15 protein-coding genes and 1 pseudogene are annotated in these 15466 nt (G+C 65.6%); 5 read left to right on the top strand and 11 right to left on the bottom strand.

The window, feature by feature from the left end; translation table 11 throughout:
- Nucleotides 1–244: 244 nt before the first annotated feature.
- The gene (locus tag ACTJKF_RS02495; protein WP_440621971.1) at nucleotides 245–2047 is read left to right on the top strand and encodes an alkaline phosphatase D family protein; all 1803 of its coding nucleotides are present in this window, start codon (nucleotides 245–247) and stop codon (nucleotides 2045–2047) included.
- 57 nt (nucleotides 2048–2104) lie between these two features.
- Here the strand turns inward: ACTJKF_RS02495 and ACTJKF_RS02490 are convergent, their stop codons facing one another.
- The 11 genes and pseudogenes from ACTJKF_RS02490 to ACTJKF_RS02440 all read right to left on the bottom strand — a co-directional run bounded on the left by ACTJKF_RS02490 (nucleotide 2105) and on the right by ACTJKF_RS02440 (nucleotide 11977).
- The gene (locus tag ACTJKF_RS02490) at nucleotides 2105–2251 is read right to left on the bottom strand and encodes a DUF3096 domain-containing protein (RefSeq protein ID WP_301846384.1); all 147 of its coding nucleotides are present in this window, start codon (nucleotides 2249–2251) and stop codon (nucleotides 2105–2107) included.
- 99 nt (nucleotides 2252–2350) lie between these two features.
- Nucleotides 2351–3364, bottom strand: coding sequence for a hypothetical protein (locus ACTJKF_RS02485; protein ID WP_440622139.1), 1014 nt, complete (start codon nucleotides 3362–3364; stop codon nucleotides 2351–2353).
- Between the two features lie 261 nt (nucleotides 3365–3625).
- The gene (locus ACTJKF_RS02480; protein ID WP_440621970.1) at nucleotides 3626–5086 is read right to left on the bottom strand and encodes an NAD-dependent succinate-semialdehyde dehydrogenase; all 1461 of its coding nucleotides are present in this window, start codon (nucleotides 5084–5086) and stop codon (nucleotides 3626–3628) included.
- 194 nt (nucleotides 5087–5280) lie between these two features.
- The gene (locus tag ACTJKF_RS02475) at nucleotides 5281–5988 is read right to left on the bottom strand and encodes a GntR family transcriptional regulator (protein ID WP_440621969.1); all 708 of its coding nucleotides are present in this window, start codon (nucleotides 5986–5988) and stop codon (nucleotides 5281–5283) included.
- 11 nt (nucleotides 5989–5999) lie between these two features.
- Nucleotides 6000–7097, bottom strand: a complete 1098-nt coding sequence (locus ACTJKF_RS02470) for an ABC transporter ATP-binding protein (RefSeq protein ID WP_440621968.1) — start codon at nucleotides 7095–7097, stop codon at nucleotides 6000–6002.
- An 11-nt stretch (nucleotides 7098–7108) separates the two neighbouring features.
- Nucleotides 7109–7909: an ABC transporter permease gene (locus ACTJKF_RS02465; protein WP_440621967.1), complete on the bottom strand. Its 801-nt coding sequence runs from the start codon at nucleotides 7907–7909 to the stop codon at nucleotides 7109–7111.
- 1 nt (nucleotide 7910) lies between these two features.
- Nucleotides 7911–8795, bottom strand: coding sequence for an ABC transporter permease (locus ACTJKF_RS02460; RefSeq protein WP_440621966.1), 885 nt, complete (start codon nucleotides 8793–8795; stop codon nucleotides 7911–7913).
- A gap of 151 nt (nucleotides 8796–8946) precedes the next feature.
- Nucleotides 8947–9987, bottom strand: coding sequence for an ABC transporter substrate-binding protein (locus tag ACTJKF_RS02455; RefSeq protein WP_440621965.1), 1041 nt, complete (start codon nucleotides 9985–9987; stop codon nucleotides 8947–8949).
- A gap of 186 nt (nucleotides 9988–10173) precedes the next feature.
- Nucleotides 10174–10605: pseudogene (locus tag ACTJKF_RS02450) on the bottom strand (flavin reductase); the annotation flags it as partial.
- Nucleotides 10606–10861: 256 nt separating this feature from the next.
- Nucleotides 10862–11551, bottom strand: a complete 690-nt coding sequence (locus ACTJKF_RS02445; RefSeq protein WP_440621964.1) for a GntR family transcriptional regulator — start codon at nucleotides 11549–11551, stop codon at nucleotides 10862–10864.
- A 135-nt stretch (nucleotides 11552–11686) separates the two neighbouring features.
- Entirely contained in the window at nucleotides 11687–11977 is a 291-nt protein-coding gene (locus ACTJKF_RS02440) for a DUF1330 domain-containing protein (RefSeq protein ID WP_440621963.1), read from the bottom strand.
- 111 nt (nucleotides 11978–12088) lie between these two features.
- Here ACTJKF_RS02440 and ACTJKF_RS02435 point away from each other — a divergent pair, with 111 nt between their 5' ends.
- From ACTJKF_RS02435 to ACTJKF_RS02420, 4 genes are read left to right on the top strand one after another with little or no spacing between them, the layout of a single operon-like run.
- A complete protein-coding gene (locus ACTJKF_RS02435; protein WP_440621962.1) occupies nucleotides 12089–12691 on the top strand; it encodes an amino acid synthesis family protein in 603 nt (200 codons plus the stop codon).
- Nucleotides 12660–13478, top strand: a complete 819-nt coding sequence (locus ACTJKF_RS02430) for an alpha/beta fold hydrolase (protein ID WP_440621961.1) — start codon at nucleotides 12660–12662, stop codon at nucleotides 13476–13478. Before ACTJKF_RS02435 ends, ACTJKF_RS02430 begins: the two co-directional genes overlap by 32 nt.
- Before the next feature lies 1 nt (nucleotide 13479).
- Nucleotides 13480–14415, top strand: a complete 936-nt coding sequence (locus ACTJKF_RS02425) for a flavin reductase (RefSeq protein ID WP_440621960.1) — start codon at nucleotides 13480–13482, stop codon at nucleotides 14413–14415.
- An 11-nt stretch (nucleotides 14416–14426) separates the two neighbouring features.
- A complete protein-coding gene (locus ACTJKF_RS02420; RefSeq protein ID WP_440621959.1) occupies nucleotides 14427–15464 on the top strand; it encodes an LLM class flavin-dependent oxidoreductase in 1038 nt (345 codons plus the stop codon).
- Nucleotides 15465–15466 lie beyond the last annotated feature (2 nt).

Below are 15466 nucleotides of genomic sequence, written 5' to 3'. Positions count from 1 at the left end.
TGCCGGACCATCCGCGACGCGCGCATGAAATTTGCGGGATGGCCGATAAGGGCCTGTTCTGCCACGCGCGTGCCTTCGCAAATCGCGTTCCCACGACTGTTCAGCCGTGGCGCCTCGCGGTACGGTTCCGGATCGGCTGCGCCATCTCCTCGTGCTGCGTGGTGGTGGCAAGCTTGTTGCGCGACAGAAGCAGACGCTTGCCGCAGCGCTTTCCGCAGCCCCGGCATGTCGATCGGGAGGGTCAATGGATCGTCGCCGTTTCCTCAAGTCGTCGACCTTTTTTACCATTGCGGCGGCCACCGCCAAGCTCGGCGCGCCACGGGCGGCCCTGCCGGCCGGCGCTGCTGGCGCGCACCTCCAGCGATTCCCGCAAGGTGTCGCAAGCGGTGATCCGCGCGATCGCTCCATCGTGTTCTGGACGCGATGCGTGCCGGCATCCGGGGGCATCCAACACCCTGCAAAAGGCGTCGCGCGCGCGGTCCCGCTGCGACTCGACGTATCGACGCAGCCGGATTTCTCGACGCTCGTCGCCAAGGTACCGCTCCGCGCGCTGGCTACCTACGACTTCACCGTGCGCGCGAAGGTGACAGCGCTCGCGCCGAAGACGATCTACCACTACCGGTTCGTCGCCGGCGACGACGTCAGCGTGACGGGTGTCGCGCGCACGGCGCCAGAGGCGAACGAGGCCAACGAACGGGTTCGCTTCGCGTGGCTCACCTGCCAGGACTGGAGCGTCAACCATTGGCAAGCGATGACGCTGCTGGCCGCCGAACGCGATCTCGATTTCATCGTGCACGTGGGCGACTACATCTATGAAACGGTCGGGACCGTCCCCCCCGGCCGTGCCGAGCCCGCCCATCCTCCGCTGCGCTTGCCCGGCGGCAAGCGGCTCGCGGACGGCCGCGCGTATGCCGATACGCTCGAAGACTACCGGACGCTCTATCGCACCTATCGAACCGATCCGCGCTTGCAAACGCTCCACCAGCGCCTGCCGATGATCGCGATCTGGGACGACCACGAATTTTCCGACGACTGCTGGCAGGATCATCAGGTCTACACCAACGAGGAGCGACAGGAAACCCGGCGCCGCCGCAGCGCCAGTCGCGCGTGGGCGGAGTACATGCCGGTGGACTGGAGCGATGTGCGCTTCGAGCCGGACAATTCGTCGTACACGAACATTCGCATCTATCGCGATTTTCGTTTCGGCATGCTGATGCACCTGGTGATGACGGACGAACGGCTGTACCGCGACGACCACGTCGTGAGCGAGGCGGCCGTGGCGCGTGCACACGGACACGACCCGGTACAGGGGGACGACGCGACCGGCTCGCGCTACTTCGTCAAGCAGGACGTGCTGCAACGTGACGAGGCACGCGATACCGAGCAGCTCGGTCGCCCGCCTTCGATGCTGGGCCCGGAACAGACGCGCTGGTGGAAAGCCGCGATGAGCGGCTCGCCGGCAACCTGGAAGGTATGGGGCAACGAGGTGATGTTGAATCGTCTATGGTTCGTGATGCCGGGCGCGCCCAAGACACCCGCGGCCCGCCTCGTGATCGATTGCGACGCCTGGGACGGCTATCCCGCGCACAAGCATGCGTTGCTCGCTTACTTGCGGGAGCACGACATCCGTAACGTCGTCGCGATCACCGGGGATCTGCATGCGTTTCAGTGCGGCATCGTGCGGGACGATCCCGATCCCGCGACGGGGGTGCCGGTGATCGTCGACTTCGTCTGCGCCGGCATCAGCAGCACGTCCTTCCATGCCTGCCTGAAAGGCGCCTGGAAAGGGACGCCACTGGCATCGATGGCGGCGACTCCTGCCAGACTCGACAGCTTCCTGATGGCGAACAACCCCGATCTGTGCCACGCCGACCATGATGCGCAGGGTTATGCGTCGGCCACCGTCACGCCGGAACATTTTTCCGTGACGTTCAACAAGGTGAAGCCGTTGAACCCGGACGGAACCGCGCCCGCGGACGCACTGCTTGGCCGCACGCGATTGACCGTGCCCAGGGATTCAGCCGAGGTACGCGTCGAGCATATTTAGGTTCGGACGCGCCTGCGCTGATTGCCGAAGACCGTATCGCTGCAGTTTTTTCTCTCGTCAGTGGATATGTCCGGCGAACAGCCCGAGCAATCCTATGATGATCAGGTAGATTGCAACGATGTAATTCAGCAGGCGCGGTACCGCCAGGATCAGAATCCCCGCGATCAGCGAGACCAATGGGCTCAAATTCGTGAATACGTGCATGGCGTTGCCCCTCAACAGTGCAGCGTTCATGTGCGTATCGGAGCGATTGTCGTGCCTGCCTCGGCGCGTGGTGCGTCGGCCGTGCACATGAATAGATCCCTAGAAATTGCGCGCCACACCGACCATGAACATGTCCTGGTCCTTGTCGTTGCCGGTTGCGACCCGATTGAAGCGCAAGCTCGCCGCCCAATCGTTCGTGACCTGATAGGTCACCTGCGCGCTGAGCAGCGCATTGAGCCTCGTTTTGCTCGAGGTCTCGTCCCGATCGTGCGACACATACGGACCGACGCCTGCCGAAAGCGTCCATTTGCTCCTGATCGGCGCGACGTACCAGAATTGCGCGGCCACACCTCTTCGGCCGGCGACGCCATTGTTGCCTTCGTAGACGAAGCTCGCCGAATAGGCCCACGCATTGCCGAGCGGCCGCTTCACTTCGACCATATACCCCTTTTCGATCGGCACCTGGGGGCGGTTCGTCTGCGACGTCCCGGCCCACACGCTGACCTGCGTCTTGCCGTCCGACAACGCCGGGCCGGGATCGCCGCCGAAATTCGAGCCGATGCCGAACAGCACCGCGTCGGAATTGAATCCGCCGATCATCTGGACGTGGTTGTACTGCACCTTGAGGTAGAAGCGGTCGGGAACGACGTAATACCGCACCGCCGCCGACGCACGCACGCCCCATCGCTTTTCATTGCGCGCCTGGTTGTCGACATGGGTCGTGTCGATACTGAAATACGGCCCCGCCGACAATTCGAGCATCACACGATTGCCGACCGGCCAGCGAAACGAACCCAGGGCGGCGAAGCCGTCACGATGGTGATCCTGCGGGTGCCCTTCGTTCAGATACGCGAGGTAGACCGACAGGTATTCGTTCAGGACGTCGCCGAAGCCGACTTCGTACGCACGCCAGTGCATGTCGCCGCCCTCGGTCGCGCGGCCGTCGCCATAGACCGCATAGACGTCGATCTTTCTTGCCGAGGGCGGGGACGCGGCCGGCGCGCTCGAAGGCGTGTCTTCGGCGTGCGCGGGGCCCGGACCTGCCAGCATTGCCAGAGCGGCGATCGAGCTTGTGAGGAGGAAGCGTGAATAGATGCGACGGCACTGTCCCATTTGGACACCCCCCAACTTGGTAACCGCGATTTTCTTCGACACGCTGGTAGCGATTATAGGCGGCCTCGGGCAATTGGGGCCGCCCGCCGGTGCGGCGACACCGGCCGGTCGTGCAGTACATGTCGAGGGTACGTTTCGTGCTACCGGGGCCGGCGTCGGAATGCGCGACGACATGTACGACGACAAGCGCGCATCGCACGATGTCGCCATGCGCGGCGGGAGGTGCCGGATGCAACCGGACAAGATGGAGCAAACCGGCGCTCAGACCGCCATGCACAAATACTTGATGACCAGATAATCATCGATGCCGTAATGCGATCCTTCGCGGCCGAGCCCCGACTGCTTCACGCCGCCGAACGGCGCGACCTCGTTCGAAATGAGGCCGGTATTGATGCCGACCATCCCGTATTCGAGCTGCTCGGCCACCCGCCACACGCGCCCGATATCGCGGCTGTAAAAGTAAGCGGCGAGCCCGAACTCGGTGTCGTTGGCGAGCTTCACGACCTCGTCGTCGCTCGAGAAGCGGAACAGCGGCGCAAGCGGCCCGAACGTTTCTTCGCGCGCGACGTCCATCTGCGCGGTGGTATTCAGGAGCACCGTCGGCTCGAAAAAGCCGTGTCCGAGTGCATGCCGCCTGCCGCCGGTGGCGAGCGTCGCGCCTTTGTCGAGTGCGTCCGCGATATGCGCTTCGACCTTGCCGACGGCCGCGTCGTTGATCAGTGGCCCCAGCGTCACGCCGCCTTCGGTGCCATGGCCGACCTTGAGGCGCTTCACCGCCGCCACCAGCTTGTCGGCGAAGGCGTCATAAACGCGGTCATGGACGTAGAAGCGGTTGGTGCAGACGCACGTCTGCCCGTTATTGCGGTACTTCGACGCAATCGCCCCGTCGACGGCCGCATCGAGATCGGCATCGTCGAACACGATGAACGGCGCGTTCCCGCCGAGTTCGAGCGTCACCTTCTTCACGGTCGGCGCGCTTTGCGCCATCAGCAGCCGCCCCACGCCGGTCGATCCGGTAAACGACAGCTTGCGCACCACGGGGCTGCTCGTCAGCGCGCCGCCGATCGCCTTCGGGTCGCCGGTGACGATGTTGAGCACGCCGTTCGGCACCCCGGCGCGCTCGGCCAGCACCGCCAGCGCAAGCGCCGAGAACGGCGTGGCCTCGGCGGGCTTCACGACGATCGGGCAACCGGCCGCGAGCGCCGGCCCGACCTTGCGGGTGATCATCGCGTTCGGGAAATTCCACGGCGTGATCGCCGCGCACACGCCGACGGGTTCCTTGACGACCACGAGGCGCTTGTCCGACGCGGGCGTGGCGAGCGTGTCGCCGGCCACGCGCTTGCCCTCTTCGGCGAACCATTCGATGAACGACGCGCCATAGACGATTTCGCCCTTCGCCTCGGCCAGCGGCTTGCCCTGCTCGGCCGTCAGGATCAGCGCGAGATCGTCGGCGTGCTCGATCATCAATTCGTACCAGCGGCGCAGGATGCGCGCGCGCTCCTTCGCCGTGCTTGCCCGCCACGCCGGCCAGGCCGCGTTCGCGGCGTCGATCGCGCGCGTCGTCTCGGTCGCGCCCATCAGCGGAACACCGCCAAGCGTCGCGCCCGTCGCCGGATCGAGCACGTCGAGGCGCTCGCCCGAGTCGGCGTCGCACCATTGCCCGTCGATATAAGCCTGATGACGCAAGAGCGCCGGATCCTTCAACAGCGTTGTCAATTCCACGTTGGTTCCTTCCGGGGATAAAAATGCAACGGGCGACCCGAGCACGACTCGGGCCGCGAATACGGAAAATTTCGAATGACGATCTGTGGTGACGCTACGGTGCGACGACGGGATTTCCTGCAATTCCTGAAATCCTCATCCCATTCGCAGTGCAAAGCAGTCAAATCAGAAACGGCGCCGTAAAGCGAATTTCACTACCCCGCCTGACGCCACCCAGCACTCTCGTGACCCTGCGCCAACAGCTTGCGCGCGATCTCGGCCACCCGGCCGACGTGCGCGATGGCCGCCGCGCGCGCCGCCACGCCGTTGCCCGTCTCGATACCCGCGAGAATCTCGCGCATTTCCTCGACCGCCTGGCGCCCGCGATCGTCCGACGCGATGGTCAGCGCACGCAACCGGTTGATGCGCGCGATCAGCGTCTGCACGATCTCCCACGCGACGTGCTTTTTCCCGGCGATGAACATGCGCTCATAGAATGCCGACGTGAGCGCCTTCACCGCCTGGTGATCCTGCTTATCGAACGCGTGCTGGATCTGGTCGATACACGCGGCCAGCTCGGCGACCAGCGTTTCATCCGCATGCTGCGCGCAGGCCATCGCCGCCTCGCCTTCCAGCAACGCGCGGATTTCGTAGATCTCGGCCGCCGTGTCGAAGTCGAGGATCGCGACGATCGGCCCCTGGTTCGGGATCGAGTCGACCAGCCCTTCCGTTTCCAGATGCCGCAGGACTTCGCGCACGACGGTTCGGCTCACGCCGAGGATCTCGCACAGCGAGCGCTCGACCAGCCGCTCGCCGGGCTGGAAATGCGCGTCCAGGATCGCGGTGCGCATCTTCTCGAGCGCAAGCTCGCGCAGCGTGGCGGTGGGTCGCTGGACTTTCAGGGACGGCAGTGCGGGATTCATGGCGGCCGCCGTCAGGCTTGCGCGAAGAGGCGCACGTCGCGTGCGTCCCAGTCGACGAGGGCCTGCGCGCCGATCACGATCCCGTTGTCGTGCCGATGGGCGGCCGGCATGCGGATCGAGATCTCCTGCTGCCACGGTGTCGCCACCGCGTAGTGCATCGCATCGCCCAGATAGGTGACGTCGCGCACGGTCACCGGCAGGCCCGCCGTGCCGTTCGACCCGCCGGCGCGTTGCAGCGAGCTGATGCGCATCTGTTCCGGGCGGATCATCAGCGCGCCTTCGTCGCCGGCGGCGAGCGTCGGATGAAACGCGTCCGACGCCATTTCGAGCCCGTTGGGCAACACGCCGCCGAGGCGGCCGTCGCCGTGCTTCGTCACCTTGACCGGCAGGAAATTCGAATTGCCGATGAAGCTCGCGACGAAGCGCGACGCCGGATTCGCATAAAGCTCCTCGCCGGTGCCGACCTGCTCGATGCGACCCTGGTTGAACACGGCGATGCGGTCCGACAGGCGCAGCGCCTCCTCCTGGTCGTGCGTGACGTAGAGGATCGTCACGCCGGTTTCCTGGTGAATGCGGCGCAGTTCGAGCTGGATTTCCTCGCGCAACTTCTTGTCGAGCGCGGAGAGCGGCTCGTCCATCAACAGCACCGGCGGATCGTACGCCAGCGCCCGCGCGATGGCGACGCGCTGCTGTTGCCCGCCCGAGAGCTGCGCGGGCATGCGGTCGCGGCACTCGGACAGGTGCACGAGTTTCAGCATCTGCTCGACTTTCGCGCGCACTTCGGCATCGGGCCGACGGCGCACGCGCAGCGGAAAGGCGACGTTCTCGCCGACGGTCAGGTGCGGGAACAGCGTATAGCGCTGAAACACCATGCCGATGTTGCGCTGGTTCGGCGCGACCGACAGCAGCGACTTGCCGTCAAGCAGCACGCGGCCGTCGGTCGGCTCCTGAAAGCCCGCGACGATATAGAGCGTGGTGCTCTTGCCCGAACCCGACGGCCCGAGGAAGGTCATGAATTCGCCCTTGCGGACGTCGAGCGACACGTGGTCGATCGCGACGACATCGTCGTAGGTCTTGCGCAGGCGCTGGATTTGCAGGAATGCAGTCATGGCGTGTTACCTCAGTGGGCGCGTGCGCGGCGCACGACGGCGCCCGCCAGCATCAATACGGTCGTCAGTCCGACGAGCAGCGACGACGCGGCCGCGACGACGGGCGTCAGGTCTTGCCGCAACGTCGCCCAGATCCGCACGGGCAGCGTTTGCAGCGTCGGGCTCGACATGAAGATCGACACCACGACTTCGTCCCACGACGCGAGGAACGCGAAGATCGCGGCGGCAAACAGGCCGAGCCGGATCGCGGGAAGCGTGACGCGCAGCTTCACGGTGAGCGGCGACGCGCCGCAGATCAGCGCCGCATCCTCCAGCGCGGTGTCGAAGCTCACGAGCGAGTTGCTGATCGAGATGATCGAGAACGGCAGCGCGATGATCAGGTGACCGATCACGAAGCCGGTCATCGTCCCGTTCAGGCCGATGCGCAGGAAGAACGCATAGAGCGCGACCGCGAGCACGACGACGGGCAGCACCATCGGCGTGAGGAAGAAGCCGCGCACGGCTTCGCGGCCGCGGAACTTGCCGCGCACGAGCGCCAGCGACGCGAGGAACCCGATCGCGACCGACAGCGCCGTGACGATCACCGCGAGCTTCGCGCTGGTCATCAACGAGTCGAGCCAGCCGGCATCGGTGAAGAGCTGCCGATACCATTCGAGCGTCCAGCCCGGCGGCGGGAAGATGAGCCACTGCGAATCGCCGAACGACAGCGCGACGATGAAGAAGATCGGCAACAGCAGGAACAGCGCGACGGCCGCGCCCACGGCCACGAGAACCCAGCGCAGCGCGCCCAGGCGATCGAAATCGAGCAGCATGTCAGCGACCTCCGGTGGTGGCGTTGGCGCTGTTGGTGAAGCGCAGCTGCAACGCATAGAGCGCGAGTGTCACGGCGAGCAGCACGAACGCCGCGGCGCCCGCAAGGCCCCAGTTCAGCAGCTCCTGCACGAGCTGCGCGATGAGTTCCGCGAGCATCATGTAGGACGGCCCGCCCAGCAGCGTCGGCGTGACGAAGTAGCCGAGCGCCATCACGAACACCATCAGCGCGCCCGACGCGACACCGGGCATCGCGAGCGGCACGAGGATGCGCCAGAACGCCTGCCAGCGGCTCGCGCCGCACACGGCGGCGGCGCGCAGCGTCGACGGATCGATGCCGCGCAGCGTCGCATGCAGCGGCATCACGAGGAACGGCAGCATGATGTAGGTCATGCCGATCGTCACGCCGGTCAGGTTGTTCACGAGCGACAGCGGCTCGTGAATCACGCCGATCGCCATCAGCGCGCGGTTGATCGGCCCGGTTCCCTGCAGCAGCACCATCCACGCGAAGGTCCGCGCGAGCAGGTTGGTCCACATCGACAGCAGCAGGATCGCGAACAGCACGGCACTGAGCTTGCGCGGCGCGATGGCGAGCAGCCACGCCATCGGGAAGCCGACCAGCAGCGTGACGAGCGTCACGACCGTCGCGACGAGAAACGTATTGCCGAACACGCGCACGTAGGTCGTCGAGCCGAGCAGTTGTGCGTAGTTGTGCAACCCGGGCGTCGGCTCGAGCACGCTGCGCAGCAGCAGCGACAGCACGGGCAGCAGGAAGAAAATCACGAGCAGCAGCATCGCGGGCGTCAGCAGCCGGATGCTGCGCCAGTCGCGCCGCTTGCGCGCGGCCGCCGACGGCGGATGCGCGACGGTACTCAATACGTTGGGCATGGTGTCTCCTTTGTCGGCCAGAGCCGGCATTTCAGCGCCCTTCAGCGCCCGCCACCCTGGCCCCATGCAGATGCGTTGCTCGGCCGGCGCGGTTCGATTCGATTCGTGATCCCGATCGGAACGCGTGCCGGCAGCCTGCGTGCGGGCCTGCTTACTTCGATTGCCACGCGTACCAGCGCTTCGCGATCGCGTCGCGGTTCTCGGCCCAGTACTTCATGTCGAGATTGATCTGCGAGCTCTTGTACTGGTCGGGCAGCGTCTTCGCGATGGCCGGCGGCATCAGCGCGGCCGACTTCACGTTGATCGGCGCATAGCCGGTATCGGCCGCGAATTTCGCCTGGGACTGCGCGCTCGTCGCGGCGGCGAGGAACTTCATCGCCGCGTCGCGATGCTTCGCGCCCTTCGGGATCACGAGCATGTCGGCGGCGGTCAGGTTCTGGTTCCACGACATGCCGACCGGCACGCCGGTCTGCGCGAGCGCATGCAGGCGGCCGTTCCAGAACATGCCGATCGGCGCCTCGCCCGACGCGAGCAGCTGCTGCGACTGCGCGCCGCCGCTCCACCAGACGATGTCGCCCTTGATCGAATCGAGCTTCCTGAACGCGCGATCGAGATCGAGCGGATACAGCTTGTTGGGCGCGACGCCGTCGGCGAGCAGCGCGATTTCGAGCACGCCCGGCGCGGACCACTTGTAGAACGTGCGCTTGCCCGGGAAGCGCTTGGTATCGAACAGGTCGGCCCAGTTCTGCGGCTGCGCGCCCGTGTACTTCGACTTGTTGTAGCCGAGCACGAACGAGTAATAGAAGCTGCCCACCGCGGAAGGTGTCGCGAAGCGCGGATCCAGGTCGGCCTTCTTCACCACGCCATAGTCGATCGGCTCGATCAGGCCGGCTTTCTCCGCCGCATACGCGAAGTCGCCCTCCACGTCGACCACGTCCCAGCTCACGTTGCCGCTGTCGACCATCGCCTTGAGCTTGCCGTAGTCGGTCGGCCCGTCCATCAGCACGCCGATGCCGCTCGCCTGCGTGAACGGCTGCGCCCAGTCCTTCTGTTGCGACGACTGGGTCGTGCCGCCCCAGCTCGTGAACACGATCTGATCCGCGGCCATTGCCGGCGCGGCGCACAGCGCGACCAACGGGGCGATACAGGCGAGGCGCGATGCTGCGAAACGCGGGATGCTTCTGCTGCTCATGGTCTCTCTCCAGGTGAAACGATGCGGCTCGCGGCCACCGGGACGGCAGCCATCCGAATACGCGTGTTCAGGCCGGCAGCATCAGCGCGCCGGCGTCTCGATCTTGTTGTTCATCGCTGCGCGACGGTCGCGGTGGCGTTGGGCGCCATCCATCCGCGCGCGGCACGCCGGCTCCGGGCAGCGACGTCAGTGCGCGAATGCGAGCGGCTGCACCGTGCCGGCTTCCGTGTCGCCGACATAGATGCCGTACGCGTCCTGCCGGCGTTCGCGCACGTAGCGCTCGAGCATCGAACGCACGGCGGTATCGGCGATGTCGCCCCACGGCACCTGCCAGAGCGGCACGATGCGGATGCTGCTGTCGAACCACGGCGAACCGTTCGGCATCACGCGGCCGCGGTAATAGACATGGACGCCCGGCTCGCGCTGGCCGGCTGCCTCGAACACGGCAAACAGGAAGTCGAGATGCGCGTTGAGGCCGAGCTTCGCGAGCACGCCGCGCAGGCTCGCCGCGTCGCTCGCCGGTTCGAGCCGCGTGCCGGTCGGCAAGCACAGCCCGTGCGGCGTATCGACGAGCACCAGTCCGTCGCGATGTTCGAGAATCGCACCCACCCGCGCGCGGCCGAAGCCAAGCATGTCGAAGGTCTGTTGCGCGATTGCTCCGGTCATCGACTCAGTCATGGCGTGCTCCCGTGGTCACTGCGTTACTCGATGAGATTATGGTATGCCATCTTATGGGTTACAACAATGAACATCGTATTATGGAATACCATGAGTCGAACCCGTCGAATCGACCGGCAAAGCAAAAGGCCGCGGGCGGGATGCCGGCGGCCTTTGTCGTGGCACGCGGGTTGCGATCCCGCGCTCGAGACGTTCGTCAGGTGTCGCTGACTGCCTCGTCCTGCTGCCGGGCGAGCGCCGACAGCGCCAGCTCGGACACCCGCTTGATGTGCGCGGCCGACGCGGCCGACGCCGCGTCGCCGTCGCGCCGCTCGATCGCGTCGAGCAGCCGGTTCATCTCGGTGTTGGAATCGCCGCCGCGCCCCGGCATCGCGATGGTCAGCGCCCGCAGCCGGTTGATGCGCGCGTTGAGCGTCTTGACGACGGTCAGCGACACCTGCTTGCCCGCGGCTTCGAACAGCGTTTCATAGAAGCGCTCGGTGTACTCGAGCACACGCGGCAACGCCTGCTTCTCGAACGCGTCCTCGATCGTCTTGCGAATCTCGCGCAGCTGCCGCACGACCTCGGGCGTCGCGCTCTCCGCGCACGCGCGTGCGGCATTGGCTTCGAGCAGGCCGCGCAATTCGTAGATCTCGCCGACTTGCGCCGGATCGAGCCGCGCGACCACCGGCCCTTGCCGCGACACGGTCTCGACCAGGCCTTCGGTCTCCAGGTGGCGCAGCACTTCGCGCACCACCGTGCGGCTCACGCCGAGTTCGTCGCACAGCGTGCGCTCGACGAGCCGCGCGCCGGGCCGGAAATAACCCTGCACGATCGCCCCGCGCAGTTTGTCGAGCGTCAGTTCGCGCAAGGTCTTGGCATTGCGGTCGATTTTGAGGTCTTGCATAGGCGGCACTCTGAAAACGGATGGGCGGCCCGCACCCGGCGATGCGCCGGATGCGGACATGGAATGCCATATTATGACCGAACTGTCAGCGCGCTTTCCATCCTGCCCGCCGCACGCGTGCCATCCGCCTCGCGATCAGCCCTGCAAGCCCTCGACGATCGAGACCTGCGCGCGGCAATGCCCGTCCCGCTTCGCCTTCGCCGCCTGGTACTCGGGCGAGTGATAGCACGCGAGCGCCGTCTCCATGTCGGGGAAGCGGATCACGACGTGGCGCTCGAACGACTCCCCCTCCAGCACCTGCGATGCGCCGCCGCGCGCCAGAAACACGGCACCGAACTTCCTGAACGCCTGCGGCGCGAGGTCCGTGTAGTCCTTGTACTTCGCGGGGTCCAGCACCTGCACGTGGGCAATCCAGTACGCACTCATTTTCCACCTCCACATTCGGGAAATTTCGAGACACGGGTTAACACTCATGGCATGCCGTAACATGGTATACCACAATGAATCCCACAATCAACGCACGAAAGGAAAGGTGCCATGAGCCTGATTCGGAAATCCGTCCTCCATGTCGAGACGCTGTATGTGGATGGCGACAAGGTCGCGGCCAGGCCGCTGAAGATGATCGGCGCGGTCGCCGTGATCAAGAACCCGTGGGCCGGCCGCGGGTACGTCGAGGACCTGTCGCCGGAGATCCGCGCGCTCGCGCCGCAGCTCAGCGAACACCTGACGAAGCTGATCCTCGACGAAGCCGGTGCGGGCGACGCGGTCGAAGCGTTCGGCAAGAGCGCGATCGTCGGCCTCGACGGTGAAATCGAGCATGCGTCCGCGCTGATCCACACGCTGCACTTCGGCAATACGTATCGCACGGCCGTCGGCGCGAAGTCGTATCTCGCGTTCAACAACACGCGCGGCCCGGCCAATGCGCCGCTGCTGATCCCGATGATGGACAAGAACGACGAAGGCCGACGTTCGCACTACCTGACGCTCCAGTTCTCGATTGCGGACGCACCGGCCGCCGACGAGCTGGTCATCGCCATCGGCGCCGCTACCGCCGGCCGTCCGCACCACCGCATCGGCGACCGCTACAAAGATCTCGCAGAGCTCGGAAATGACGTCAAGAACCCTGCCGCTGTCAAATAAGCGCGTCGCCCACTATCTCGACCAGGGCGCCGGCGAACCGCTGGTGCTGATTCACGGGGTCGGCATGCAGGCGAGCGCGTGGTATCCGCAGATCGACGACCTGTCGCGCGATTTCCGCGTGATTTCCGTCGACATGCCCGGTCACGGCACAAGCGATGCGCTCGACCCCGACGCCGACCTGCAGCAGTTCGTGCAGTGGGCGATCGAATTCATCGAGGCGTTGCAGGTCGGCCCCGTCAACCTGGCCGGCCATTCGATGGGCTCGCTGATCGCCGCCGGCGTCGCGGTGACGCGGCCCGAGCTGGTGAAGCGCGTCGCAGTCCTGAACGGTGTGTACCGCCGCACCGAGCAGGCGCGCGAAGCCGTGCTGCAACGCGCCGCCGAACTGCGCTCGGGCACGATCGACGTCGATACCCCGCTCAAGCGCTGGTTCAACGCGGAAGAAGCGCAGCAGGTCGCCGCGCGGAAGGTGGAAGCGTGGTTGCAGTCCGTCGATCTGGCGGGTTATGCGACTGCGTACACCGCGTTTGCGAAGGGCGACGACGTGTATGCCGACGGCTGGCACCGCATTACCTGCCCTGCCCTCGTGCTCACCGGGTCGGACGATCCGAATTCGACGCCCGGGATGGCCAGGCAGATGGCGCAGGCCGCGCATGACGGCACGGCCGTCGTGATCGAGAACGAGCGCCACATGGTGAACCTGACCGCGCCCGAGGAAGTCAATCGTGCCCTGCGTGCCTGGTTGCAGACCGCGCCGCAGGCGGAAACCCTGAAATCGGAAGTGTGAGATGAGCCCAGCAACCAGCCAGGAAGCCCCGACGATCAACACCCGGGAGCTGCGCGATGCATTCGGCGCGTTCATGACCGGCGTGACGATCGTCACCACCGCCCGCGACGACGGCCAGCCGCTCGGCTTCACCGCGAACTCGTTCTCGTCGGTGTCGCTGGACCCGGCGCTGCTGCTCGTCAGCATCGCGAAGACGTCGAGCAATTTCCAGACGTTTTCCACCACCGGCCACTTCGCGATCAACATCCTCGCGGAAGGGCAGAAGGACCTGTCCAACACGTTTGCCCGGCCGAGCGACGATCGCTTCGCGACAGTCGGCTGGCACCTGAGCGCGCATCGCAACCCGCTGATCGACGACGTCAGCGCGTGGTTCGACTGCACGACGCACGCGGTGATCGACGCGGGCGATCACGCGCTCATCGTCGGCAAGGTCGAGGCGTTCCATTCCGCCGGCTACGCGGGGCTCGGCTATTACCGCGGCGGCTATTTCACGCCGGCGAAGCTGTCGGCCGAAGTGATCGCCGGCCCGAAGGTCATCGTCAGCGCGATCATCACGCGCGACGACAAGGTGCTGATGGTGAAGGCGGCCGACGGCAAGTGGGCGCTACCCACGAAGGAGATCGGCAACGCAGGCGCCGACAAGGCGCTCGCCGAACTGTTCCGGCAGTACCAGCCGGACGCATCGGCAAGCTTCATTTATTCGGTCTACAACAATACCGAGACGCACTACCAGTACATCTCGTTCCTCTGCAGCGCACCGGACGAAGTGGCGGCCGCCGGCGAGTTCGTGAACCTCGACGACCTCGACGCCGACGCGTTCCAGGACAGCGCGCTGGCCAGCATGCTCGAACGCTATCGCAAGGAGAGCCAGTTGAAGAGTTACGGCCTGTACTTCGGCGATCACAGCACCGGCACCGTCCGCCCGCTTCTTTCCTGAAAGGTCACATCATGCGTTTTTCGCTTTTCGTCCACATGGAGCGCGTCTCCGACCAGACCAGCCAAAAGCAGCTGTACGACGAGATGGTCGAGCTGTGCCAGATCGCCGATCGCGGCGGCATGCACGCCGTCTGGACCGGCGAGCACCACGGCATGGACTTCACGATCGCGCCGAATCCGTTCATCAACCTCGCCGATCTCGCCAACAAGACGAAGCGCGTGCGGCTCGGCACCGGCACGGTCGTCGCGCCGTTCTGGCACCCGATCAAGCTCGCCGGCGAAGCCGCGATGACCGACATCATCTCGGGCGGCCGCCTGGAACTCGGCATCGCGCGCGGCGCCTATTCGTTCGAATACGAGCGCCTGATGCCGGGCCTCGACGCGTGGGGCGCGGGCCAGCGCATGCGCGAACTCATTCCCGCCGTGAAGAAGCTGTGGGAAGGCGATTACGCGCATGACGGCGAGTTCTGGAAATTCCCGTCGACGACGTCGTCGCCGCTGCCGCTGCAGCGCCCGCATCCGCCGATCTGGGTGGCCGCGCGCGATCCGAACAGCCATGAGTTCGCGGTCGCGAACGGCTGCAACGTGCAGGTCACGCCGCTGCACCTCGGCGACGAGGAAGTCGAGAAGCTGGTCGGGCACTTCAACGCCGCGTGCGAGAAGTTCAGCGACGTGCCGCGCCCGCAGATCATGCTGCTGCGCCACACTTACGTGGCGAGCAGCGAGGACGACGCGCAAGTGGCCGCCGACGAAGTCAACGTGTTCTACAACTACTTCGGTGCGTGGTTCAAGAACGAGCGGCCGGTCAGCCGCGGGATGATCAAGCCGCTGAGCCGCGACGAAATCGCCGCGCATCCGTTCTACACGCCGGAAGCGATGCGCAAGAACAACGTGATCGGCACGCCTGCCGAGGTCATCGAGCGTCTGAAGGCATACGAAGCGCTCGGCTTCGACGAGTACTCGTTCTGGATCGATACCGGCATGAGCTTCGAGCGCAAGAAGGCGTCGCTCGAACGGATGATCCGCGACGTGATGCCTGCGTTCCAATAAGG

The organism is Burkholderia sp. 22313, assembly GCF_052045245.1.
Taxonomy (GTDB): domain Bacteria; phylum Pseudomonadota; class Gammaproteobacteria; order Burkholderiales; family Burkholderiaceae; genus Burkholderia.
This window is presented reverse-complemented; position numbering and strand designations above follow the sequence as displayed.

Coding starts and splice junctions, on each gene's coding strand:
- ACTJKF_RS02495 (WP_440621971.1), top strand. CDS start 245: ATGGATCGTCGCCGTTTCCTCAAGTCGTCGACCTTTTTTACCATTGCG.
- ACTJKF_RS02490 (WP_301846384.1), bottom strand. CDS start 2,251: ATGCACGTATTCACGAATTTGAGCCCATTGGTCTCGCTGATCGCGGGG.
- ACTJKF_RS02485 (WP_440622139.1), bottom strand. CDS start 3,364: ATGGGACAGTGCCGTCGCATCTATTCACGCTTCCTCCTCACAAGCTCG.
- ACTJKF_RS02475 (WP_440621969.1), bottom strand. CDS start 5,988: ATGAATCCCGCACTGCCGTCCCTGAAAGTCCAGCGACCCACCGCCACG.
- ACTJKF_RS02470 (WP_440621968.1), bottom strand. CDS start 7,097: ATGACTGCATTCCTGCAAATCCAGCGCCTGCGCAAGACCTACGACGAT.
- ACTJKF_RS02465 (WP_440621967.1), bottom strand. CDS start 7,909: ATGCTGCTCGATTTCGATCGCCTGGGCGCGCTGCGCTGGGTTCTCGTG.
- ACTJKF_RS02460 (WP_440621966.1), bottom strand. CDS start 8,795: ATGCCCAACGTATTGAGTACCGTCGCGCATCCGCCGTCGGCGGCCGCG.
- ACTJKF_RS02455 (WP_440621965.1), bottom strand. CDS start 9,987: ATGAGCAGCAGAAGCATCCCGCGTTTCGCAGCATCGCGCCTCGCCTGT.
- ACTJKF_RS02445 (WP_440621964.1), bottom strand. CDS start 11,551: ATGCAAGACCTCAAAATCGACCGCAATGCCAAGACCTTGCGCGAACTG.
- ACTJKF_RS02440 (WP_440621963.1), bottom strand. CDS start 11,977: ATGAGTGCGTACTGGATTGCCCACGTGCAGGTGCTGGACCCCGCGAAG.
- ACTJKF_RS02435 (WP_440621962.1), top strand. CDS start 12,089: ATGAGCCTGATTCGGAAATCCGTCCTCCATGTCGAGACGCTGTATGTG.
- ACTJKF_RS02430 (WP_440621961.1), top strand. CDS start 12,660: ATGACGTCAAGAACCCTGCCGCTGTCAAATAAGCGCGTCGCCCACTAT.
- ACTJKF_RS02425 (WP_440621960.1), top strand. CDS start 13,480: ATGAGCCCAGCAACCAGCCAGGAAGCCCCGACGATCAACACCCGGGAG.
- ACTJKF_RS02420 (WP_440621959.1), top strand. CDS start 14,427: ATGCGTTTTTCGCTTTTCGTCCACATGGAGCGCGTCTCCGACCAGACC.